Origin of the sequence: Actinomadura madurae, from assembly GCF_047130825.1 — a bacterium.
GTDB classification, from domain to species: Bacteria; Actinomycetota; Actinomycetes; order Streptosporangiales; family Streptosporangiaceae; genus Spirillospora; species Spirillospora madurae.
Map to the genome: position 1 here is coordinate 2,924,093 of NZ_CP083237.1, position 21,271 is coordinate 2,945,363.

The following is a 21,271-nucleotide window of genomic DNA, read 5'->3' on the forward strand; positions in this document are numbered from 1 at the left end:
TCGGCCACGGACTTGCTGAAAGTTTCTGCAAGAGGTTTACGGGACTGAAACGCGTTGCTAACGTCCCCGTCCAGCCACCCCATCTCGTGACCTGCGGGGCGCCGGCCGGACGGCGCGCCCCGCGAAGGAGGACACCATGCGGCGCATCCCCCCGATCGGCGGCGCCCCTCTGGCTGGAGGCCTCATCTGCGCCGCCCTCGCGCTCTCGCTCTCCGCCTGCGGCGGCGATGACGGCGGCTCCGCGGGCGGCACGGGCGCGGCGAGCCTGCAGGGCCGCGGTCCGATCACCTTCGTCACCGGCAAGGACCGCTCGGGCTACCTCCAGAAGCAGCTGGACGGCTGGAACGCCGAGCACCCGAAGGAGCAGGTCCGCCTCATCGAGCTGCCGGACGAGCCGAACGAGCAGCGGCAGCAGATGATCCAGAACGCGACCACCAAGTCGGAGGCCTACTCGGTGCTCAACCTCGACGTGGTGTGGACGGCGGAGTTCGCCGCGAACCGGTGGCTGACGCAGCTCCCCAAGCATCAGATCGACTTGTCGAAGATGCTGCCCGCGACCGTCACCACCGGGCAGTACCGCGGCAAGCTGTACGCCGTGCCGTCCACGTCCGACGCGGGGATGCTCTACTACCGCGAGGACCTGCTCAAGAAGGCCGGGATCGCCGAGCCCCCGAAGACCTACGACGAGATGTGGGCCGCCTGCGACAAGGTCCGGAAGCTGCCCGAGGGCGAGGACGTCGACTGCTTCTTCACCGAGGTCAACAAGACCGAGAGCATGACGATCAGCGCGGTCGAGGCGATCGCGAGCGCCGGCGGCTCGATCATCGGCGCCGACGGCAAGCCCGCGCTGACCACGCCGCAGGCCAAGCAGGGCGTGGAGTTCCTCGTGAAGGCCAAGAAGGAGCACATGCCGAAGGAGGCCGTCACCCTCGACACCGAGGGCGGGCGCCGCTACTTCCAGTCCGGGAGGCTGCTCTTCCAGCGGCAGTGGCCCTACCAGTACGCCCTCGCGAACTCCGACGACGGCTCGTCCAAGGTCGCGGGCAAGTTCGCGGTCGCGCCGCTGCCGGGCCCGTCCGGCCCCGGCGTCGCCAACCTCGGCGGCCACAACCTCGCGATCTCCGCGTTCGCCGAGAACAAGGCCACCTCGCTCGACTTCATCCGGTACCTGGCCGGTGAGCAGTCGCAGCGCGCCAACCTGATCGCGACGTCGAAGGCGCCGACCATCGCCGCGCTGTACGACGACCCGGAGATGGTGAAGAAGTTCCCCTATCTGCCCGTCCTCAAGGAGGCCATCGCGAACGCCAAGCCGCGTCCGGTCGCGGTGAAGTACGGCGACGTGACAGCCGCCGTCCAGGGTGAGATGTACGACGCGGTGACCGGCAAGAAGTCCGCGGAACAGGCCCTGGCCGATCTGCAGTCCAAGCTCCGGCCGCTGACCGCGCAGTGAGCGGCATGACCACCACGCGAAACCAGAGGCCGTCCGCCGCGGGCACCCCCGCGGCGGGCGCGCCGCGCGGGCGCCGGCGCGACGTGCAGGGGACGAAACGGCTCGCGGCGCTGCTGCTGTCCCCCACGCTGCTCGTGCTCGCGCTGGTCATCGGCTACCCCGTCCTCGCCGGGTTCCGCGAGTCGCTGTACGCGCGCGGCGAGGGGCTGGACGCCGAAGGGTTCGTCGTGGAGGGCGACCGGTTCGTCGGCCTCGACAACTACACCGCCATCTTCCAGGGCGACCGCGCCGGCGCGTTCTGGAACGCCTTCGGCAACACGACGTTCTTCACGCTGACCACGGTCGTGCTGGAGACGGTGATCGGCGTCGCGATGGCGCTGATCATGCACCGGGCGTTCCGGGGGCGGGCGATCGTGCGGGCGAGCATCCTCGTCCCGTGGGCGGTCCCGACCGCGATCTCCGGCCTGCTGTGGCGGTGGATCTTCCAGGCGGACGGCGCAGCCAACGCGGTGCTGCGCCAGGAGATCCTGTGGACCGCCGACGGGTTCCCCGCCAAGACGGCCGTCGTCATCGCCGAGGTGTGGAAGACCTCGCCGTTCATCGGGTTGCTCGTCCTCGCCGGCCTGCAGATGATCCCCCGGGACGTCTACGAGGCGGCGCGGGTGGACGGCGCCGGCCCGGTCCAGCAGTTCTGGCGGATCACGCTGCCGCTGGTCAAGCCCGCGCTGCTGGTCGCCGTGCTGTTCCGGATGCTGGACGTGCTGCGCATGTTCGACCTGCCCGCCGTGCTGATCGGCGTCAACCAGAGGTCGGTCGAGACGCTGACGATGATCGCCTGGTTCGAGGCGTCCAACCTGCGGTACGGGTCGGCGGCGGCGTACGCGACCGTCCTGTTCCTGTACATCGCGCTGATCGCGTACCTGTTCGTGAAGCTGCTCGGCGCCGACATCATCGGCGAGGCCCGCCAGCACACCGGGCGCGAACGCAGGAGCAGGCCGGTGAAGGGCACGAGGAGGGCCGCATGACGCGGGCGAAGCGGTTCCTGTCCTACTTCGGGTTCGCGGCGGTGGCGGTGTACTGCCTGGCGCCGTTCTACTGGATGGCGGTCTCGGCGTTCCGCCGCCCGCAGGACCAGTTCGACAACTCGATCGTCCCGGCGCGGTGGTCCGGGGAGAACTTCTCCGCGGTGTTCTCCGGCGACAACGGGTTCGGGCGCGCGCTGCTGAACAGCGTCATCGTCGCCGGCACCACCACCGTGCTGACGCTGCTGATCGGCACGTTCACCGCGTACGCCCTCGCCCGGCTGCACTTCCGGTTCAAGAACGCGGTGCTCGGGCTCATCGTCGCCACGACGATGTTCCCGGGAATCTCCCAGCTCGTTCCCCTGCTGAAGCTCTTCACCGACATCAAGTGGATCAACACCTACCAGGCGATGGTGCTGCCCAGCCTCGGATTCGCGCTGCCGCTGTCGGTCTGGCTGCTCACGGCGTTCTTCCGGCAGCTGCCGTTCGAGCTGGAGCAGGCGGCCATGGTGGACGGCTGCACCCGCGGCCAGGCGTTCCGCAAGATCATCATCCCGCTGGCGGCGCCCGGGGTGTTCACCACGGCGATCCTGACGTTCATCGCCGCGTGGAACGAGTTCCTCATCGCGCTGTCCATGGTCAACAAGAAGGAGATGCAGACCGCCACGGTCGCGATCTCCAAGTTCACCGGCGTCTCCGGGTTCGACCAGCCGTTCGGCACCCAGATGGCCGCCGGGGTGGTCGTGACCGTCCCGCTCATCGTCGTGGTGCTGGTGTTCCAGCGCCGGATCGTCGCCGGGCTCACCGCCGGCGGCGTCAAGTAGCTCCTGACGGCTCCCGATTCGAAGGATGTTCATGACCCAGGACACCCTGCTCGTCCCCGCCGGCGGCGGCACCGCCGGCGGGACCCGCTGGTGGCGCGACGCCGTCATCTACCAGGTGTACGTGCGCAGCTTCGCCGACTCCGGCGGCGACGGCGTCGGCGACCTGCCCGGCGTCCGGTCGCGGCTGCCGTACCTTGCGGACCTCGGCGTGGACGCGCTGTGGCTGACCCCGTTCTACGTCTCCCCGATGGCCGACTTCGGCTACGACGTGGCCGACTACCGCGACGTCGACCCGCTGTTCGGCACGCTCGCCGACGCCCGGGGCCTGATCGCCGACGCGCACGCCCACGGACTGCGGATCATCGTGGACGTGGTGCCGAACCACACCTCCGACCGGCACGCCTGGTTCCAGGCCGCGCTCGCCGCGGCCCCGGGATCCGCCGAACGCGCCCGCTACGTCTTCCGCGACGGCCGGGGCCCGGACGGCGCCGAACCGCCGAACGACTGGGAGTCGGTGTTCGGCGGCCCGGCCTGGACGCGGCTGCCGGACGGCCAGTGGTACCTGCACCTGTTCGCGTCCCGGCAGCCCGACCTGAACTGGGAGAACCCCGAGGTCCACGCCGAGTTCGCGGACATCCTGAAGTTCTGGCTCGACCTCGGCGTGGACGGGTTCCGCGTCGACGTCGCGCACGGCATGGCCAAGGCCCCCGGCCTGCCGGACGTCGGCCACGCCGACCAGGTGGAGATGCTCGGCACGGCCGTCCTGCCGTACTTCGACCAGGACTCCGTTCACGACATCCACCGCGAATGGCGCCGGCTGCTCGACTCCTACGACGGCGAGCGGATCGCCGTGGCGGAGGCGTGGGCGCCCACCCCCGAGCGACTCGCCGACTACACCCGCCCGGACGAGCTGCACCAGGCCTTCAACTTCCACTACCTGACCGCGCCCTGGGAGGCGTCCGGGATGCGGGAGGTGATCGACGAGTCGCTCCGCGCCGCCGGGGCGGTCGGCGCGCCCGCGACCTGGGTGCTGTCCAACCACGACGTGAAACGGCACGTCACCCGGTACGGCGGCGGCGAGCGGGGGCTGCGGCGCGCCCGCGCGGCGGCGCTGCTGACCCTCGCGCTGCCCGGCTCGGCCTACGTCTACCAGGGCGAGGAGCTGGGCCTGCCGGAGGTGCTCGACCTGCCGGAGGAGTACCAGCGGGACCCGCAGCGGCTGCGCGGGGAGGGCGCGGGCCGCGACGGCTGCCGCGTCCCGCTGCCGTGGGAGGGCGAGGAGCCGCCGTTCGGCTTCGGCGCGGGCGCGTCCTGGCTCCCGATCCCCACCGCGTGGCGCGACCTGACCGTCACCGCGCAGCGCGACGACCCCGGCTCCGTGCTCGCCCTCTACCACGAGGCGCTGCGCGTCCGGCGCGAGCACCCGGCGCTCGGCGACGGCGGGCTGCGCTGGCTGGCGGGCCCACCGGGCACACTGGTCTTCGTCCGGGAGGCCGGCGGCGGGGAACGGCGGCTCGCCTGCGCGGTCAACATGGGCGACCGCGCCGCGCCCGTCCCCGTGCCCGGGACGCCGCTCCTCGCGAGCGGACCGGTCCACATGGACGGCGAACAGGCCGAACTGCCCCCGGACACCGCACTGTGGTGGGACGTCGAGGAGCGATAATTTGAAACCCATGACGACACGCCTGGCGGACATCGCGGCGCACGCCGGGGTGAGCGAGGCGACCGTGAGCCGCGTGCTCAACGGCAAGCCGGGCGTGTCCCCGGGCACCCGCCAGGCGGTGCTGACCGCCCTGGACGTGCTCGGCTACGAGCGCCCGGCCCGGCTGCGCCAGCAGCGGGCCGGGCTGATCGGGCTGATCATCCCCGAGCTGACCAACCCGATCTTCCCGGCGTTCGCCGAGGTCATCGAGAGCGCGCTCGCCCGGCACGGGTACATGGCGGTGCTGTGCTCGCAGGCGCCGGGCGGCGTCGCCGAGGACGACTACATCGAGATGCTGCTGGAGCGCGGCGTCGCCGGGATCATCTTCGTCAACGGCCTGCACGCCAACGCCAACTCCGACCGCGCCCGCTACGCGCGGCTGCTGGAGCAGGCGCTGCCGATCGTCCTGGTGAACGGGTACCGGCCCGACATCGACGCGCCGTACATCTCCAACGACGACGTCGCGTCGCTGGAGGCGATCGTCGCGCATCTGGCCGCAATGGGCCACCGGCGGATCGGGCTCGCGATCGGGCAGGACGTCTACGTCCCGACGCGGCGCAAGACCGAGGGCTTCCGGCGCGGGATGGCGGCGCACACCGACCTGGCGCCGGAGGAGGTCGACGAGCTGATCGTCAACACCATGTACACGGTCGAGGGCGGGCAGGCCGCGGCGGCGAAGCTGCTCGACGCAGGCTGCACGGCGATCTGCGGCGGCAACGACATCATGGCGCTCGGCGCGATCCGGGCCGCGCGGGCGCGCGGCCTCCGGGTGCCCGCGGACGTGTCGGTGACCGGGATGGACGACTCGCTCCTCACCGCCTACCTCGACCCGCCGCTGACCACCATCCGGCAGTCGGTGCGGGAGATGTCGATGGCCGCGGTGAGCACCGTCCTGGACGAGATCCGCGGGGCCCGCGCACCCCGCACGGAGCTGCTCTACCGGCCGGAACTCGTCGTCCGGCGGTCCACGGCGCCGGCCCCGGCGGCGGCCCGGCTGACCCCCGTCACGGAGGGCTGACCGGGGGCCGGCGAGGGGCCGGCCGGCCGCCGGGCGCGCGCCGGCCGGGCTCCCGCCGGAGCCAGGTTCTTGTAACGGTTGTGTTGCGGCGCATTGACAGTGAGCCGGGTCACGGTCTTTCCTTCGTGGGAGCGCTCCCACACACCTGCACAACACAACCTGAGAGGGGTCCGCGATGAGGGCCATCATGCGGCGCGGACTGAGTACGGCGATGGCGGCCGTGCTCGTCGGCGGCCTCGCCGTCGCCTGCGGCGGGGACGACAACGACGACGGCGGCTCCGAAAGCGGGCCGGTCGAGCTCACCGTCGACGTCTTCGGCGAGCCGGGATACGACGCGCTCTACAAGCAGTACGAGCAGTCCCACCCCAACGTGAAGATCAAGCAGCGCAAGGTCTCGACGCTGGACGAGTACAAGCCGCGCATCCAGCAGTGGATGGCCACCGGCAGCGGGGCGGGCGACGTCGTCATGCTGGAGGAGGGCATCCTGCCGCTCTACATGCAGCAGAAGGCGAAGTTCGTCAACCTCTTCGACCACGGCGGCAAGGATCTGGAGAAGAACTTCCTGCCGTGGAAGTGGCAGATGGGCGTCACCCCGGACGGCAAGCAGCTCATCGGCCTCGGCACCGACGTGGGCCCGCTCGCCATGTGCTACCGCAAGGACCTGTTCGAGAAGGCGGACCTGCCGACCGAGCGCGGGGAGGTCGGCAAGCTGTGGCCGACCTGGGACGCGTTCCTCGCCACCGGGCAGAAGTTCCAGCAGCAGGTGCCCGGCAGCAAGTGGCTGGACGGCCCGACCGCCGTCTTCCGCGCCACCGTCCTGCAGAACGCCGGCGCCGGCCCCGGCTACAGCTTCTTCGACAAGAGCGACAACCTCGTGTTCGAGAGCAACCCCGCGGTGCGGCAGGCGTTCGACACGTCGCTGAAGTTCGCGCAGAACAAGCTCACCGCCGACATGTCGATCTTCACGCCGCCGTGGCAGACGGCGCTGAAGCGCGACACGTTCGCGACGCTGCCGTGTCCGTCCTGGATGCTCGGGGGCATCGAGGAGTTCTCGGGTGACGCGGGCAAGGGCAAGTGGGACGTGGCGACCACGCCCGGCGGCTCCGGTTACTGGGGCGGGTCGTGGCTGGCCGTGCCGAAGCAGACCAAGCACGCGAAGGCCGCCGCCGAGCTGGCCAAGTTCCTGACCTCCCCCGAGGGCCAGGTGGGCGCGTTCAAGGCCGCCAACGTCTTCCCGTCCTCGCCGCAGGCCGCGCAGGACCCGGCGGTCGCGGGCGCGAAGAGCGCGTACTTCAACGACGCCCCGATCGGCCAGATCTTCGGGCAGCTCGTGGCCTCGGTGAAGCCGGTCCACCTCGGGCCGAAGAACGAGGACGTGCGGTCCGCGGTGGAGAACGTCCTGATCTCCGTGGGCCAGGGCAAGCAGAAGCCGGAGGACGCGTGGTCGAAGTCCGTCGAGGAGGCCGAGAAGGCCGCCCGGTGACCCCCCGGGCACGCTGACCACGGCGGCGGCGCCGCGCCGTCACCTCCCCGCCGGCGCCGCCGCCGTTCCCATCCTCTGCTCAGACCGTCCTCGGAAAGGAGGCGCACGACGATGACCACCGATCTGCGCCCCAGCCGGAACGGCCCGCCGCCCACGCCGGCGCAGGCCCGCCCGGCACCCCGCCGCACCTGGCGGGCCCGCCTGGCGCGGCTCGATGTGAAGGGCGCCCCCTATGCCTTCATCTCGCCGTTCTACATCGTCTTCCTGCTCTTCGGCGCGTTCCCGCTCGTCTACACGCTGTGGGTCTCCCTCCACGAGTGGGAGCTGGCGTCCGGCACGCGGGAGTTCATCGGCCTCGACAACTACGACTACCTGCTGACCGACGCCGACTTCTGGCACGCCACGGTCAACACCATCGGGATCTTCGCGGTCTCGACCGTCCCGCAGCTGCTGATCGCGCTGATGATCGCCAACGCGCTGAACCGGCGGATGCGGCTGCCGACCCTGTTCCGGATCGGGATGGTCGCGCCGCTGGTCACCTCGACCGCCGCCGTCGCGATCGTGTTCACCCAGATGTTCGACACCGACTGGGGCATGATCAACTGGGTGATCGGGCTGGTCGGCATCGACCCGATCAACTGGACGAGCAGCCGCGGCTGGTCCTGGATCGCCATCGCGATGATGGTCGACTGGCGCTGGACCGGCTACAACGCACTGATCTACCTGGCCGCGATGCAGGCGATCCCGAAGGACCTGTACGAGGCCGCCGCGATCGACGGCGCGTCGCGCATCCGGCAGTTCTGGCAGATCACCGTGCCGATGCTGCGGCCCACGATCATCTTCACGGTGATCATCTCGACCATCGGCGGGCTCCAGCTGTTCACCGAGCCCGTGCTGTTCAGCGTCGGCACGCCGAACAAGATGGACGGCGGCGCGTCGCACCAGTTCCAGACGATCACGATGTACATGTACGACAACGCGTTCGGCCATGACCGGTACGGCTACGGCGCCACCGTCGCCTGGGCGCTGTTCGTGATGATCATCGTGTTCTCCCTGATCAACTTCCTGGCCGTGCGGCGCACCGGAGGCACCAAGTGACCACGCTCCTGGCCGGCCCGGGAGGCCGGCGCACCGACGCCAAGCACGCCGCCGCGCGTCCCGGCCGCTTCCGCGGCATGTGGAACGCCAGCCCGCTGACCTACATCACGCTGATCGTCGCGCTGGTGCTGTCGATCTTCCCGATCTACTGGATGATCATCGTGGCGACCCGCACCAACAGCGTGGTCGCCGACGTCCCGCCGCCGCTGCTCCCCGGCGGGCAGGGCGCCGACAACGTCGGACGGCTGTTCGACAACCCGGAGGCCTACTTCGCCAAGGGCCTGCTGAACTCCGCGATCGCCTCCGCCGCGGTGACGGTCTCCACGGTGTTCTTCGCCTCGCTGGCCGGGTTCGCCTTCGCCAAGCTGCGCTTCCGCGGCAAGAACGGGCTGATGCTGACGATCATCGCGACGATGATGATCCCGGTGCAGATGGGCATCATCCCGCTCTACATGATCATGGTGGAGCTGGGCTGGCAGAACCAGCTCCAGGCCGTCATCGTCCCGTTCCTCGTCACCGGGTTCGGCGTGTTCATGATGCGGCAGTACGCCGACCAGGCCGTCCCGGACGAGCTGATCGAGGCGGCCCGCGTCGACGGCTGCACCACGTTCGGCATCTACTGGCGCGTCGTGCTCCCCGCGCTGCGGCCCGCCGCGGGCGTCCTCGGGCTGTTCACGTTCATGCAGACCTGGAACGAGTTCATGTGGCCGCTCGCGGTGCTGAACCCCGACAACCCGACGGTGCAGCTGTCCATCAACAACCTGGCGAACGCGTACTTCAAGGACTACACGCTCATGTTCGCCGGGACCAGCGTGGCGATCCTGCCGCTCCTCATCGTGTTCATCGTGTTCGGCCGCCAGATCATCGGCGGAATCATGGAAGGTGCAGTGAAAGCGTGACCTCCCTACAGGACGACACCAGCGCGGCTCCCGCCGCACCCTTCCCGACCGGGTTCCGCTGGGGGGCCGCCACCGCCGCCTACCAGATCGAGGGCGCCGCGGGCGAGGGCGGACGCGGACCGTCCATCTGGGACACGTTCTGCCGCACCCCGGGCAAGGTCCTCGGCGGCGACACCGGCGACGTCGCGGTCGACCACTACCACCGCTTCCCCGAGGACGTGGCGCTCATGTCCGGCCTCGGGCTGACCGCGTACCGGTTCTCGATCTCCTGGTCGCGGGTTCAGCCGACGGGTACCGGCGCTTTCAACCAGGAAGGCCTGGACTTCTACCGGCGGCTGGTGGACGCGCTGCTGGAGGCCGGCATCGAGCCCTGGCCGACGCTCTACCACTGGGACCTCCCGCAGCCCCTGGAGGACAAGGGCGGCTGGCCCGAGCGGGAGACCGCGCACCGGTTCGCCGAGTACGCGTCCCACGTGCACGCGGTGCTCGGCGACCGCGTCCGGCAGTGGATGACGGTCAACGAGCCGTGGTGCGCGGCGTTCCTCGGCTACGCGTCCGGGGAGCACGCGCCCGGGCGCCTCGACCCGCCGGCGTCGCTGCTGGCCGCGCACCACCTGATGCTCGGCCACGGGCTGGCCGTCGAGGCGATGCGGGCCCGGCACCCGGACAACCGGTTCGGCGCGGCCGTCAACCTGTACGCGGTGTCCCCCGCGACCGACGACCCCGCGGACGTGGACGCGGCGCGCCGCATCGACGGGCTGCAGAACCGGCTGTTCCTCGACCCGCTGCTGCTCGGCCGCTACCCCGAGGACGTCCTCGCCGACACGGCCCGGTACGGGTTCGCGCCGCCGGACGCGGACACCGCGAAGATCAACCAGCCGATCGACCAGCTCGGCATCAACTACTACTCGCGGCACACCGTCGCCGGCACGCCCGGCGAGGCGGCGCAGACCGCGTCGTCGCCGTTCTCGACGCACTCCCCCTGGGTCGGCAGCGACCACGTCCGGTTCGTCCCGGCCGGCCGCCCGGTCACCGGGATGGGCTGGGAGATCGACGAGCGCGGCCTGTACGAGGTGCTGACCCGGCTGCACCGCGAGTACCCGTCCGTCCCGCTGTACATCACCGAGAACGGGGCGGGCTACGACGAGACGCCGGACGGCGATGGCACGGTCCAAGACACGGGGCGCATCGCCTACCTCGACGCGCACCTGCGCGCGTGCCACGACGCCATCTCCGAGGGAGTGCCGCTTCACGGCTACTTCACCTGGTCCCTGCTGGATAATTTCGAGTGGGCTTGGGGCTACTCCAAGCGTTTCGGGCTGGTCCACGTCGATTACGCCACGCAGCGCCGGGTGCCCAAGGACAGCGCACGGTGGTACGCCGGGGTGATCCGGCGGGGCGGGCTGCCCGAACGCGGCTGACCGCGGGTGGGGCGAGGTACGGACGGAGGGGGCCAGATGACGGGCAGGAGCACGCGCCCGACCCTGGAGGAGGTCGCGTCGCGGGCCGGCGTGGGCCGCGGGACGGTGTCCCGGGTGGTCAACGGCTCGCCGCGGGTCAGCCCGCAGGCTCGCGAGGCGGTGCTGAAGGCGATCGAGGAGCTCGGGTACGTCCCGAACCGCGCGGCGCGCACGCTCGTCACCCGCCGCACCGACACCGTGGCGCTGGTCGTCGCCGAGTCGGACCAGCGGCTGTTCGGCGAGCCGTACTTCGCCGGGATCATCCGCGGGATCAGCAACGGCCTCGGCGACACCGGGCTGCAGCTCCTGCTCGCCCTCGCCCGCTCCCCCGCCGAGTACGGCCGGCTGGAGGAGTACCTCACCACCCAGCACGTGGACGGGGTGCTCCTCACCTCCCTGCACGCCGAGGACCCGCTGCCCGCCAAGCTGGAGGCCAACGGCGTGCCGACCGTCCTCGGCGGCCGGCCGCCCGGCCTGCACCCGGTCAGCTACGTCGACGTCGACAACCGCAGCGGCGCCCGCGAGGCCGTCTCCCACCTCATCGCGGGCGGCCGGCGGCGCATCGCGACCATCGCCGGCCCGCAGGACATGGGGGTGGGCATCGACCGGCTGGCCGGCTACCGGGAGGCGCTCGGCGAGGCGGGCCTGCCCGAGTACGTCGAGTACGGCGACTTCGGCGAGGCCAGCGGCATCGCCGCCGCGGAGCGGCTGCTGGCCGCCGAGCCGGCCCTGGACGCGGTGTTCGCCGCGGACGACCCGATGGCGCTCGGCGCGATGCGCGTCCTGCACCGGCACGGCCGCGCCATCCCGGGCGACGTCGCGGTGATCGGCTTCGACGACTCGGCCGCCGCCCCGCTGGCCGACCCTCCGCTCAGCACCGTCCACCAGTCGCCGGAGGAGATGGGCCTGGAGATGGCCCGGCTGCTGGTCTCGCGGATCCGCGGCGAGACCGTCGAGGAGCCGGTGATCATCCTGCGACCCCACCTGGTCCTGCGCGAGTCCGCCTGAGAACGTGCCGGTGAGGGGGCGGCGCCGCCCGTCGGCGCCCCTCAGCGGGCCCCCTCACCGGCGCCCTCGGGGAGACGCGGTCCGCGCCCTCCGCGTCCCCGGCCTATGATCATTGGCGGTCCGCCACGCCGAGGAGCTGACGTCCATGACCTACGAACCGACCGCCGCCGAGCTCGTCCACCTGAACCGCTGCGTCGAACTGGCCGCCGAGGCCCTGGAGGCCGCGGACGAGCCGTTCGGGACCGTGCTGGTGTCGGCGTCCGGCGAGGTCCTGTTCGAGGACCGCAACCGGACCGCGGACGGCGACCAGACCCGCCACCCCGAGTTCGAGGTGGCCCGCTGGGCGGCGCGGAACATGGCGCCCGAGGACCGGGCGGACGCCGTGGTGTTCACCTCCGGCGAGCACTGCCCGATGTGCTCGGCGGCGCACGGCTGGGTCGGGCTCGGCCGGATCGTCTACATCCACTCGTCCGCGCAGGTCTCCGCGTGGCGCTCCGAGCTCGGCGTGCCGCCCGGGCCGGTCAACGCGATCCCGATCCAGGAGGTCGTGCCGGGGATCCGGGTGGACGGGCCGGTCGCCGCCCTCGAAGCGGCGATGCGCGAACTGCACACCCGCGCCTGCTCCTAGGGCGGCGAGCGCCTAGCGCCCGGCCAGTGCCTCCAGCCTTGTGACGGCCGCCCGCCAGTCGAGGGGCAGCCGGCACCGCGTCGTGCGGTGCCCGCGGTAGGTGAGCGTGTAGGTGAAGTGGTCGGCGACCTCACAGCCCCGCGTCGAGGACCGCGTCGTCGTCACCTGCCCCAGCGCCTCCCGCAGGCCGCGCATTTCCTCGTCCTTCAGCGTGACCTTTCTGTCGTTGACCAGAGCCGTGCCCGCGGCGTCGACGGTCACCTTTTCGCGGATTCCGGCGAAACCGCCGGAGCGCTCGTAGGCGACCAGCACATCCGGCCCGGTGAATGCCAGCATGGACGCTCCTTTTCATGCGGGCCGCCGGACAGCACCCCGCTCCCCATTCCGGCGGCCCGCGGTCTGTGGGTGGTTATCCGTCGAAAAGGATTCCGCCGGTGTCGCGCACCGCGGCGCACCGGTTGGGATACGTCCGCGCGAAATGGCGGGCGGCGCCGCGCCACGAGCCGTCCGCGGTCACCCTGACGGGCGCGTACTCCAGCGTGCAGGCCCCGGGCCTCGCGGGAATGCGCCCCACGTCGCCGTCCACGGCCTCCAGCTGATCACAGGCCGCGGACGCCGCGCCGTGCGTCCCGCCGTCCGGGTCGCAGGACAGGCTCCACGTGCTGGACGGACCGTGCTGCGGCGCCATGGTGAGCAGGTAGACGCCGGCCGGTTCGGCCGCCTGCGCCGGTGCGGCCGAGGTGACGGCCGCCATCCCGGCCAGCACGGCCGCCCACCGGGAACGGGCACGCGACATGTGCATGTCTTCCTCCCTGGATTCGCCACCGCGATCTGCGGTATCGGCCGGCCGGACGCCGAATTGTGGTGGGCGCCCCGCCGCATCCAGACATTAGGTGCCGCAAACTCCCCCAAACAAGGCCGAACTCCGGCCCAACCTGGCCACCGGTTCACTCTTAAATCAAGTCTGCCCACCTGTGCAATGCCGATTGCCCGCACATTACCCCGACAATGTGATATTCGGGCGAACGGGCGCGTCGCTTACCAGGGATAGATTCCGCCGTTCTCGTTGAGGAAGGCCCCGCTCTCGGGGCGGGAGAGCTGCTCGGCGATGCAGGCGCCGCCCTCGTCCGCGGTGAGGACTCCGGTGTGGCCGTTGAGGTCGGTGGCGCAGAAGCCCGGTGAGAGCGCGTTGACCCTGATGCCGGAATCGCGGAGGGCGTTGGCGTAGATCAGCGTGACCGCGTTGAGGGCCGCCTTGGACGAGTTGTAGCCGAGCAGGTTCGCGTACTCGCCGAACTCCTCCTCCGGCTCGCTCAGGAACGCGAACGTGCCGAGGCCGCTGGAGACGTTGCCGATGCAGGCGGACGGCGACCGGCGGAGGAGCGGGAGCATCGCGTTGGTGACGGCGATGACGCCGAGCACGTTGGTCTCGTAGACCTCCCGCAGGGCGGTGACGGGCAGCTCGTCCGGTGGGCAGTGGCCGCCCTGGGCGATGGCGGCGTTGTTGACGAGGACGTCCAGGCGGCCGTAGCCGGCGTCGATCAGCTCGGCGGCGGCCGCGATGGTCGCGGGATCGGTCACGTCCAGCCGGACGAACCGGGCGTCCAGCCCCTGCTCGGACAGCCCGGCGGCGGCAGCGGCCCCGCGCTCCGGATCGCGGGCCCCGAGCAGAACCGTGTGCCCGGCCCGCGCCAGGGCGCCGGCCGTCCCGAGGCCGATGCCCTTGTTGGCACCGGTGATGAGGACGATCTTGTTGGTCGTGGTCATGGGGCCCACCCTCGCCGCCGGCGGGCGGTACCGGGAGAGCACCGTCGAGGCTGGTATCGGCGGTCCCATGGTGACCTCGCGGGTCCGCGGCCACACTGGAGGGGTGGAGCACAGAGACCGGGCGGAGCTGGCCGCCTTCCTGCGGCGGTGGCGGGCGCGGGTGCAGCCGTCCGAGGTCGGGCTGGAGCGGGGACGCCGCCGCACGCCCGGCCTGCGGCGGCAGGAGGTGGCGAACCTCGCCGGGATGTCGGTGGACTACTACGTCCGGCTCGAACAGGGCCGGGGACCGCGGCCGTCGAGGCAGATGCTCGCCGCGCTCGGGCGGGCGCTGCGGCTGACCGACGACGAGCGGTCCCACCTGCACTACCTGGCGGGTGAGATGCCCGGGCCGCCGTCCACGCCGGTGCGGGAGGTGCGGCCCGGCCTGCTGCACCTGCTGGACCGGCTGGACGACACGCCGGCGCTCGTCTGCGACGCCAAGTACGACATCCTCGCGTGGAACCCGATGGCCGCCGCCCTGCTCGGCGACTTCTCCGCGGTGCCCGAGCGCGAGCGCAACGTCGTGTGGCGGGCGTTCACCCGGCCGGAGAGCGATGACCGCATCGATGCCGCCGACGCCCGCCGCTTCGCCCGGGGGGCGGTGGCCGACCTGCGCGCGGTGGCCGCCCGCTACCCGCGGGATCCCGGCGTCCGCGATCTGGTCGAGCGGCTGCTCGCCGCGAGCGCCGAGTTCCGGGCGCTGTGGCACGAAGGGGACGTCCAGGTCAGGCACTCGACCCGCAAGGGATCCACCATTCGGTGGTCGGCCGGCTCGATCTCGAATGCGAGGCGTTGCACGACCCGGCCTCTGACCAGTGGACCGTCTTCTACACGGCGGCCCCCGGTTCCGCCGCGTCCGAGGCGCTCCGGTCGCTGAGAGGGCTGGCCGCGAGCGGGTGACCCCGGCGCCGGAGAGCCGGGGTCATGCGCGGGTCAGGGGGCCGGGGCGCCTCCTCTCACGTTGGCGGCCGCCTTCAGGGAGACGCGGCCCGGCTTTGAGTCTTCTTCTGCGATGACGGCGAGGGTCACGGTGTTGTGGCCGCGCGGGCGGAGAACTCCCTCCGGAAGGGTGAAGTCGTGCTGGACCCCGCCGTTCACGTATTCGCCCATGTTCCAGCCGTTGATGAAGATGAGGGTTCGGTAGCGGCCGGTGCCAGGTTCGAAATGGAGGGTTACGGGGACGTCCTGGTCCTTCGGAAGGGCCAGGTGGGTTCTGGTGCTGTACCAGTGGACGCCTGGTCCTATGAGGGCGGCCGGTGATGTGGCGGACCAGGTCTTTGCGGGGGCGGACGGCAGGTGCCAGCCTTCTCGTTCGCCGTACAGGCCGCCCGTGTTCAGCGGGCCGCGCAGCGGATCGCTGATGCGGGTGCCCTGGATGCGCCAGGTGATCGGATTGGTCGTCACTTCGGCGTTGACCAGGCCGCGCGGCTGTTTCTGGCGGTAGTCGTCGGCGGTCCAGTCGTCGTTGTGGCCCATGTTCTCGACCAGGACGGAAAGGACGGCCTTCTCGCCCTTGGGAAGGGCGCCGGCGGGGATTTCAAAGGTCCCCGGGCCGGGATCGTCGTTGATGGGGGCGTCGGCGTCCTTCTGTTCGCCGCCGGCGGCCGAGCCCAGGTAGCGGCCGTTGAGCCAGACCTGGTAGATGCCTCCCTTTCCGGTGATGGCGTTGAGGTTGACCGTTGTCTCGTCGCCGGTCGCGGTGAAGTGGCCGCGGTACCAGACGTGGCCGTAGTGGAATCCGTAGTCGTCGGCGTAGAGGACGGGTGGCTTCTTCGGTTTGATCGGGCCGGCCGTGGTGGTGTGGTCGGCGGGTTTCCAGGACGAGTCGTCGAAGCCCGGGGCGGTTTCGGGGGCTCCTCGCCTGCCTCGCCAATGGTTCAGGGCGGGGAGTTCGACGGGGCGCGGACCCTTGGCTCGGGCCATTAGCGTGCCGCTTCCGGTTCGCCGGGCGTGGAGGTACTCGCCGTTGAGGGTCAGGCGGCGGGTCGCGTTGAAGACCTCGATGTCGCCTGACTTCGCGATGTCGGCCCGGATCGCGGTGGTGCCATGTCTCGTGGTGGCGGAGCGGACCAGGTCCGTGCCCCGGACGAGGGTTTCGCCGGAGCGCCAGAACGTGGCCGCTTCCGCGTCAGTGCCGAGGAGGAGGAGAAGGGGCTTACGGCCGCCGCCCGTTATCTGGACGCGGGCCAACCCTCGGTGGGTGTAGTCGAGTTTGAGGTCGCCGTTGGAATAGGCGGACTTCACCGAGCCGCTGAGGACCTTGACGTCGGGCCGGGTGTTGTAGCGGAGGACGGTTGTTCCTTCGACCCCTTCGGTGCCGTAGAGGACTGCCATGTCTCGCCCGTTGGCGGTCGTGTGGGTGAGGAGTTCGGACGTCGATGCCGCGAGGCGCTGGCCGCCCATGTCATAGCCGGCGACGAGGATCTTGGCGTCGCGGCCCTTCAGGGTGACCGGAACGTCGTAGGTGCCGTCCGGTGTGTTCCAGGCGAGGTTCGCGGATTGGTCGTCGTCGGTCTTCCGGTCGGCGTGCCGGACGAGGACGAATTGCGTTCCGGTGTCGGGGTTGGCCCGCGCCTCGGTGTGGACGGAGGAATTGCCGGACGCGGGGGCCGCCGCCGGATCGGTCTTCGCGAGCGGTGCGACGGTGGTGACGAAGAGGCCCTGGCGTTTGAACTCGTCGTACTTGGCGGTGAGCCGCCGGTTCTCGGTGATGGGCGCGCCGTAGTCGTAAGACGTGTAGACGTCGTTCGGCTGGGCGAGCCGTCCCCAGTTCGTCCCGCCGAAGGCCATGTAGTAGCCGAACATCGTGGCGCCCGAGGTGATGAGGTTCGACTTGTAGTAGACCTTCATGTAGTTCGGGCCGGTGAGTTCGCGGCATTTCTCGTAGCCGGCGCGGTTCAGGTCGATGGCGCCGGCCTGGTATTCGGCGGCGTAGGCGGGGGCGTCCGGGCTGAGGCGTTCGGTGACGCCCTCTCCCCACGTTCCCCAGGTGTCGGGGTCGCGGCATTCGAAGGCCTGCGGATAGTCGTCCACGCCGGGTATCTGCACGGCTCCCCGGCCGGTCGCCCAGGTGGGCGTCCAGGACGCGTCGCAGCATTGGTTATGGCTGATGGGAACGTCGATTCCATGGGCGCGGGCCTGACGCTGGAGGTCCTCCATATAGGCCGGGTCGGTGTTGGCGGCGTACTCGTTCTCGGCGTTGTAGACGATGACCGATCCGCCGCGCGTGACCTGGTGACGGGCGATGATCGGGTCGATTCGGGCGAGCCATTCCCGGTAGGCGCGGGTGTAGTTCGGGTCGCTGGAACGGGCGCGTCCCGGGACGGTCTTCAGCCACGCGGGAAAGCCGCCGCCGGTGGTCTCGGCGTTGATGTACGGGCCGGGACGCGCGACGACGTAGAGGCCGATCTTCTCGGTCAGGCGGAGGAGCCGGTCGACGTCCCTGACGCCGGTGAAGTCGTATTTCCCAGGGGCCGGTGAGTGGTAGGCCCAGTCGAAATAGAGCGACACTCCGTTGAATCCGGCGGCCTTGATCTTTTCCAGGGCGTCCCGCCAGAGGACCGGGCTGGGGAGCCGGAAGTAGTGGAATTCGCCCGACCACAGCAGGACGCGCCGCCCGTCCACGGTGAGCGAATGGCGGTCGTAGGCGACGTGATGTGCCGCGGCCCCGGCCGGCGGAGCGGGAGCCGGGGCGAAGAGGAGCGCGGCGGCGGTGAACAGGGCGGCCGCGGCGGCGAGGGGGGCGGCGAGTTTGCTGTTGGCACGCATGGGTGGCGTCCTTTGCAGCGGACCGGCCCGCCCCGGGCGAACCGGGGCGGGCCGAGGGATTCATCGAGTGAGGGAGAAGGTGCTCAGGCGCGTTTCACCGTTGAAGACCAGGTAGACGTCACGGTTTCCGCGGGCGTCGCCGAGCCGTGCGGTGATCTCCTTGTAGGCGTACCTGTCGCCGGTGGACGGCACGGTCAGCGTTCCGGCCAGGGGGCCATCGGGGCCGTCCAGGCGGACCTGGATCGTGGTCGCCGACGTGCCCGCGACGCGTGCGGTGATCGTGCCGGCGGACCCGCCGAGATCGGCGTCCGCGAACTTCAGCCAGGAGCCGGCCGTGCCGGCCACCGCGTCGCCCTTCGCCTTCGACTCGTCGACCAGCTCGATGCCGTTCTGGTCGTCGAAGTCGGCGGCGCGGGTCGGCTTCGACAGGTCGCGATCGGGGATCGTCTGGCCGCGCACGTCGAGCGTGGTGCGCTGCCGGATGTCGGTGGACGAGGAGCCGATCAGCAGGTCGTGCTTCGACTTCTCCACCGTCCACGTGTTGCGCGTGACGTCCCAGATCGCGAGGTCGGACGCGGTCAGCCGCAGTTTCGCCGTCACCGTCTTCCCGGGTTCGACATGGACCTTGTCGAAGGCGCGCAGCCTCTTCACCGGCTGCTTCACGCGCGAGTCGCGCTGGTGCGTGTAAAGCTGGACGACCTCGTCTCCGGCCTCCTTGCCCGTGTTGGTCACCGGCACGGTGACCGTCACCGTTCCGTCGCGTCCCACGGAATGGCCGTTGAGCCTCGGCTTGCCGTACCGGAAGCTCGTGTAGGAGAGGCCGTGACCGAACGGGTAGAGCGGCTGTCCCTTGAAGTACTGGTACGTCCGGTCCGACTTGATGATGTCGTACTCGAGAATGTCGGGCAGGTCGCTCTCGGAGCGGTACCAGGTCTGCGGAAGCTTGCCCGACGGGCTTTCGTCGCCGAACAGGATGGACGCGAGGGCGTTGCCCGTCTCGGCGCCGGCGTGGCTCGTCCACAGGATCGCCGGAACGTTCTGCTGCTCCCAGGTGAGGGTCGTCGGATAGCTGTTCTCCACCACGACGACCGTGTTCGGGTTCGCCTTCCGGACGGCCTTGACGAGTTCCGACTGCCCTTCGGCGAGCGCCATCGTGGTGCGGTCGTGGTCCTCGCGGCCGTTGATGAACGGCATGCTGCCGACCACGACGACGGCGCTGTCCGCGCCGGTGACGGCCTTGACCGCCGAGTCGACGCCACTGCTGACGACGTCCTTGGCGAACCGGGAGGCGTCGTCCTTGGTGGTCAGGGCCAGCGTGCCGTCGTCCTGCGTCTTCACGTAGGTCTTCGCCGGGTCGGCCCAGTCGTACGCCTTCTCGTAGCCGGCGTAGCGGAGCAGGTATTCGCCGTCGTCCTGCTTCTCCAGCTTGAACATCTGCTGGACGAACCAGTTGTTCGGCTGATCCTGGTCGTTGGCGAAATTGTCGCCCCAGTTGTAGCGCCCGACGGTCTTGCCGTTGGCGGCGCTGCGCAGGGTGACGATCCCCTGGCCCCAGTCGAACACGTCGAACTGGGTGGTCACGTCGGCCGACGAGGCAGGCCCGGTCTTCAGGATGGAACCGGGGCCCGTACCGCCCGCGATGTACTCGCCGGTCTCGACGTCCTTCAGCGCGATCCGGTCGACGCCCTCGCTGGACGCCACCGAGCCGGCCCGCTTCTTGATGCCGTCCAGCGGCGTGACCCGGTACGGCAGCGAACCCGAGTACCAGTCGGTGTAGAGCGTGTTCGAGAGCGGCCCCACGACTGCGACCTTCCCGGACGAGAGGGGCAGCGCCCTGCCCTGGTTCTTCAGCAGCACCATCTGCTCGGCCGCGGCCTTGCGGGCGAGGGCGCGGTGGGCGGGACTGTCCACCACGTCCTTGGTGATCTTCCCGTAGGGACCGCCGCCCGGGTCGAACTCGCCGAGCCGGACCCGGATGCTCAGGATGTGCCCCACGGCCCGGTCGATGTCGGACTCGGCGAGCAGCCCGCGCGACAGCGCCTCCTTCACCGCGTTGATCGTGATCGAGGAGTTGGCGTCGTCGCTGGTGAAGCTGTCCACGCCCGCCTTGATGATCGCCGCGTCGCCGGTGGCGAGGTCGGGGTGGTACCGCTGGGAGTTGATCAGGCCGTTCGGCGCGCCCGCGTCGGTGACGTTGAACAGCGTCCGGTCGCTCCACGAGCGGACCAGGCCGCCCGCGTCGGGCGTGACCGTCGCGGGACGCCCGTTGACGAGGTTGTAGGACGTCATGATCCCGGTCGCGGCGTCCCGGGTCAGCGGCATCTTGAACGGGACCTCGTCGTACTCCTTCTTCACCCGGGGCCGCAGGCTGGAGGACGTCTGGTCGCGGCGGATCTCGTTGTTGTTGGCCATGTAGTGCTTGAGGACGGGCGCGGCCCGGAGGCGGTCCGGGTCGTCGCCCTCGATGCCGCGGCCGTAGGCGGTGGCGAGGAGGCCGGTGAGCAGCGGGTCCTCGGAGTAGCCCTCCTCGTTGCGGCCCCAGCGCGGGTCGCGGAGCAGGTTGACGACCGGCGCCCATAGTTGCAGGCCCCAGACGTCGGGGTTCTCGCTGTTGTAGCCGCGGGCCTCGTCGCCGACGGCCGAGCCGATCCGCTTCAGCAGCGCCGGGTCCCATGTCGCGCCGAGCCCGACCGACTGCGGGAACACGGTGCCCTTGGCGGTCACGACCGCACCGTTGTTGTGGACGTCGGTGGACCACGCGACCCCGTGCAGCGCCTCGGTGCCGGTCTTGAACCGGCCGATGCCGAGGCGCGGGATCGCGGGCTGGTACTGGTGGAGCAGCGAGACCTTCTCGTCGAGCGTCAGCCGCCCGACCAGGTCGTCCACGCGGGCGTCGACGGACAGCCGCGGGTTCCGGAAGGGCAGGGTCTCGCGGGCGGCGGCGGGCGCCGTCCACGCGACCGGGGCCACCAGCGCGGCGGCCAGGACCAGGGTCAGCGACCGGCTGCGCCGGCCGGGGGAACGGGGACTTCGATGGATTCCGTACACCGATTCTCCTCTTGGACTAGCCCCCCGAGCATGACTATCGAAGCGCTTCGATAACGG

Annotated in this window: 16 protein-coding genes and 1 pseudogene; 12 read left to right on the forward strand and 5 right to left on the reverse strand. The window is 70.7% G+C overall.

Annotation, left to right across the window (positions count from 1 at the left end):
* Positions 1 to 136 precede the first annotated feature (136 nt).
* The 11 genes from K8Z49_RS13205 to K8Z49_RS13255 all read left to right on the forward strand — a co-directional run bounded on the left by K8Z49_RS13205 (position 137) and on the right by K8Z49_RS13255 (position 12,592).
* The gene (locus tag K8Z49_RS13205; protein WP_412518989.1) at positions 137 to 1,450 is read left to right on the forward strand and encodes an ABC transporter substrate-binding protein; all 1,314 of its coding nucleotides are present in this window, start codon (positions 137 to 139) and stop codon (positions 1,448 to 1,450) included.
* 5 nt (positions 1,451 to 1,455) lie between these two features.
* A complete protein-coding gene (locus K8Z49_RS13210) occupies positions 1,456 to 2,475 on the forward strand; it encodes a carbohydrate ABC transporter permease (protein WP_412518991.1) in 1,020 nt (339 codons plus the stop codon).
* Entirely contained in the window at positions 2,472 to 3,296 is an 825-nt protein-coding gene (locus K8Z49_RS13215; protein WP_021597788.1) for a carbohydrate ABC transporter permease, read from the forward strand. Before K8Z49_RS13210 ends, K8Z49_RS13215 begins: the two co-directional genes overlap by 4 nt.
* 31 nt (positions 3,297 to 3,327) lie before the next feature.
* Positions 3,328 to 4,959, forward strand: a complete 1,632-nt coding sequence (locus K8Z49_RS13220; RefSeq protein ID WP_021597789.1) for a glycoside hydrolase family 13 protein — start codon at positions 3,328 to 3,330, stop codon at positions 4,957 to 4,959.
* 10 nt (positions 4,960 to 4,969) lie between these two features.
* On the forward strand, positions 4,970 to 6,016 hold the full coding sequence (locus tag K8Z49_RS13225) for a LacI family DNA-binding transcriptional regulator (RefSeq protein WP_024935074.1): 1,047 nt from the start codon (positions 4,970 to 4,972) through the stop codon (positions 6,014 to 6,016).
* Between the two features lie 187 nt (positions 6,017 to 6,203).
* Complete coding sequence (locus K8Z49_RS13230; RefSeq protein ID WP_235206398.1) at positions 6,204 to 7,499, forward strand: ABC transporter substrate-binding protein; 1,296 nt, start codon at positions 6,204 to 6,206, stop codon at positions 7,497 to 7,499.
* A 111-nt stretch (positions 7,500 to 7,610) separates the two neighbouring features.
* Complete coding sequence (locus K8Z49_RS13235) at positions 7,611 to 8,597, forward strand: carbohydrate ABC transporter permease (RefSeq protein WP_021595657.1); 987 nt, start codon at positions 7,611 to 7,613, stop codon at positions 8,595 to 8,597.
* A 77-nt stretch (positions 8,598 to 8,674) separates the two neighbouring features.
* Positions 8,675 to 9,496, forward strand: coding sequence for a carbohydrate ABC transporter permease (locus tag K8Z49_RS13240; RefSeq protein ID WP_033331439.1), 822 nt, complete (start codon positions 8,675 to 8,677; stop codon positions 9,494 to 9,496).
* Positions 9,493 to 10,917: a GH1 family beta-glucosidase gene (locus K8Z49_RS13245; RefSeq protein WP_412518993.1), complete on the forward strand. Its 1,425-nt coding sequence runs from the start codon at positions 9,493 to 9,495 to the stop codon at positions 10,915 to 10,917. Before K8Z49_RS13240 ends, K8Z49_RS13245 begins: the two co-directional genes overlap by 4 nt.
* 36 nt (positions 10,918 to 10,953) lie before the next feature.
* Positions 10,954 to 11,964: a LacI family DNA-binding transcriptional regulator gene (locus K8Z49_RS13250; RefSeq protein WP_021595654.1), complete on the forward strand. Its 1,011-nt coding sequence runs from the start codon at positions 10,954 to 10,956 to the stop codon at positions 11,962 to 11,964.
* Between the two features lie 145 nt (positions 11,965 to 12,109).
* A complete protein-coding gene (locus tag K8Z49_RS13255) occupies positions 12,110 to 12,592 on the forward strand; it encodes a deaminase (RefSeq protein WP_033331437.1) in 483 nt (160 codons plus the stop codon).
* A 12-nt stretch (positions 12,593 to 12,604) separates the two neighbouring features.
* Here K8Z49_RS13255 and K8Z49_RS13260 read toward each other — a convergent pair whose 3' ends face one another.
* The 3 genes from K8Z49_RS13260 to K8Z49_RS13270 all read right to left on the reverse strand — a co-directional run bounded on the left by K8Z49_RS13260 (position 12,605) and on the right by K8Z49_RS13270 (position 14,359).
* Positions 12,605 to 12,928 carry a protealysin inhibitor emfourin gene (locus K8Z49_RS13260; protein ID WP_021595652.1) on the reverse strand — a complete coding sequence of 108 codons (324 nt, stop codon included), beginning with the start codon at positions 12,926 to 12,928 and terminating at the stop codon, positions 12,605 to 12,607.
* 73 nt (positions 12,929 to 13,001) lie between these two features.
* The gene (locus K8Z49_RS13265; RefSeq protein ID WP_412518996.1) at positions 13,002 to 13,394 is read right to left on the reverse strand and encodes an SSI family serine proteinase inhibitor; all 393 of its coding nucleotides are present in this window, start codon (positions 13,392 to 13,394) and stop codon (positions 13,002 to 13,004) included.
* A gap of 236 nt (positions 13,395 to 13,630) precedes the next feature.
* Positions 13,631 to 14,359: an SDR family NAD(P)-dependent oxidoreductase gene (locus tag K8Z49_RS13270; RefSeq protein WP_111829868.1), complete on the reverse strand. Its 729-nt coding sequence runs from the start codon at positions 14,357 to 14,359 to the stop codon at positions 13,631 to 13,633.
* 67 nt (positions 14,360 to 14,426) lie between these two features.
* Between K8Z49_RS13270 and K8Z49_RS13275 the strand changes: the two are divergent.
* Positions 14,427 to 15,298, forward strand: a pseudogene (locus K8Z49_RS13275) (helix-turn-helix transcriptional regulator).
* Positions 15,299 to 15,331: 33 nt separating this feature from the next.
* Here the strand turns inward: K8Z49_RS13275 and K8Z49_RS13280 are convergent.
* Together K8Z49_RS13280 and K8Z49_RS13285 are read right to left on the reverse strand one after the other, a co-directional pair.
* Positions 15,332 to 18,166 carry a beta-galactosidase gene (locus tag K8Z49_RS13280; protein ID WP_412518998.1) on the reverse strand — a complete coding sequence of 945 codons (2,835 nt, stop codon included), beginning with the start codon at positions 18,164 to 18,166 and terminating at the stop codon, positions 15,332 to 15,334.
* Between the two features lie 60 nt (positions 18,167 to 18,226).
* Positions 18,227 to 21,214, reverse strand: coding sequence for a glycoside hydrolase family 3 C-terminal domain-containing protein (locus tag K8Z49_RS13285; protein WP_412519000.1), 2,988 nt, complete (start codon positions 21,212 to 21,214; stop codon positions 18,227 to 18,229).
* Between the last annotated feature and the right edge of the window lie 57 nt (positions 21,215 to 21,271).

Excerpts from the sequence above, each read along its gene's own strand:
- K8Z49_RS13205 (WP_412518989.1), top strand. The coding sequence starts at position 137 with ATGCGGCGCATCCCCCCGATCGGCGGCGCCCCTCTGGCTGGAGGCCTC.
- K8Z49_RS13210 (WP_412518991.1), top strand. The coding sequence starts at position 1,456 with ATGACCACCACGCGAAACCAGAGGCCGTCCGCCGCGGGCACCCCCGCG.
- K8Z49_RS13215 (WP_021597788.1), top strand. The coding sequence starts at position 2,472 with ATGACGCGGGCGAAGCGGTTCCTGTCCTACTTCGGGTTCGCGGCGGTG.
- K8Z49_RS13220 (WP_021597789.1), top strand. The coding sequence starts at position 3,328 with ATGACCCAGGACACCCTGCTCGTCCCCGCCGGCGGCGGCACCGCCGGC.
- K8Z49_RS13225 (WP_024935074.1), top strand. The coding sequence starts at position 4,970 with ATGACGACACGCCTGGCGGACATCGCGGCGCACGCCGGGGTGAGCGAG.
- K8Z49_RS13230 (WP_235206398.1), top strand. The coding sequence starts at position 6,204 with ATGCGGCGCGGACTGAGTACGGCGATGGCGGCCGTGCTCGTCGGCGGC.
- K8Z49_RS13235 (WP_021595657.1), top strand. The coding sequence starts at position 7,611 with ATGACCACCGATCTGCGCCCCAGCCGGAACGGCCCGCCGCCCACGCCG.
- K8Z49_RS13240 (WP_033331439.1), top strand. The coding sequence starts at position 8,675 with ATGTGGAACGCCAGCCCGCTGACCTACATCACGCTGATCGTCGCGCTG.
- K8Z49_RS13250 (WP_021595654.1), top strand. The coding sequence starts at position 10,954 with ATGACGGGCAGGAGCACGCGCCCGACCCTGGAGGAGGTCGCGTCGCGG.
- K8Z49_RS13255 (WP_033331437.1), top strand. The coding sequence starts at position 12,110 with ATGACCTACGAACCGACCGCCGCCGAGCTCGTCCACCTGAACCGCTGC.
- K8Z49_RS13260 (WP_021595652.1), bottom strand. The coding sequence starts at position 12,928 with ATGCTGGCATTCACCGGGCCGGATGTGCTGGTCGCCTACGAGCGCTCC.
- K8Z49_RS13265 (WP_412518996.1), bottom strand. The coding sequence starts at position 13,394 with ATGCACATGTCGCGTGCCCGTTCCCGGTGGGCGGCCGTGCTGGCCGGG.
- K8Z49_RS13270 (WP_111829868.1), bottom strand. The coding sequence starts at position 14,359 with ATGACCACGACCAACAAGATCGTCCTCATCACCGGTGCCAACAAGGGC.
- K8Z49_RS13280 (WP_412518998.1), bottom strand. The coding sequence starts at position 18,166 with ATGCGTGCCAACAGCAAACTCGCCGCCCCCCTCGCCGCCGCGGCCGCC.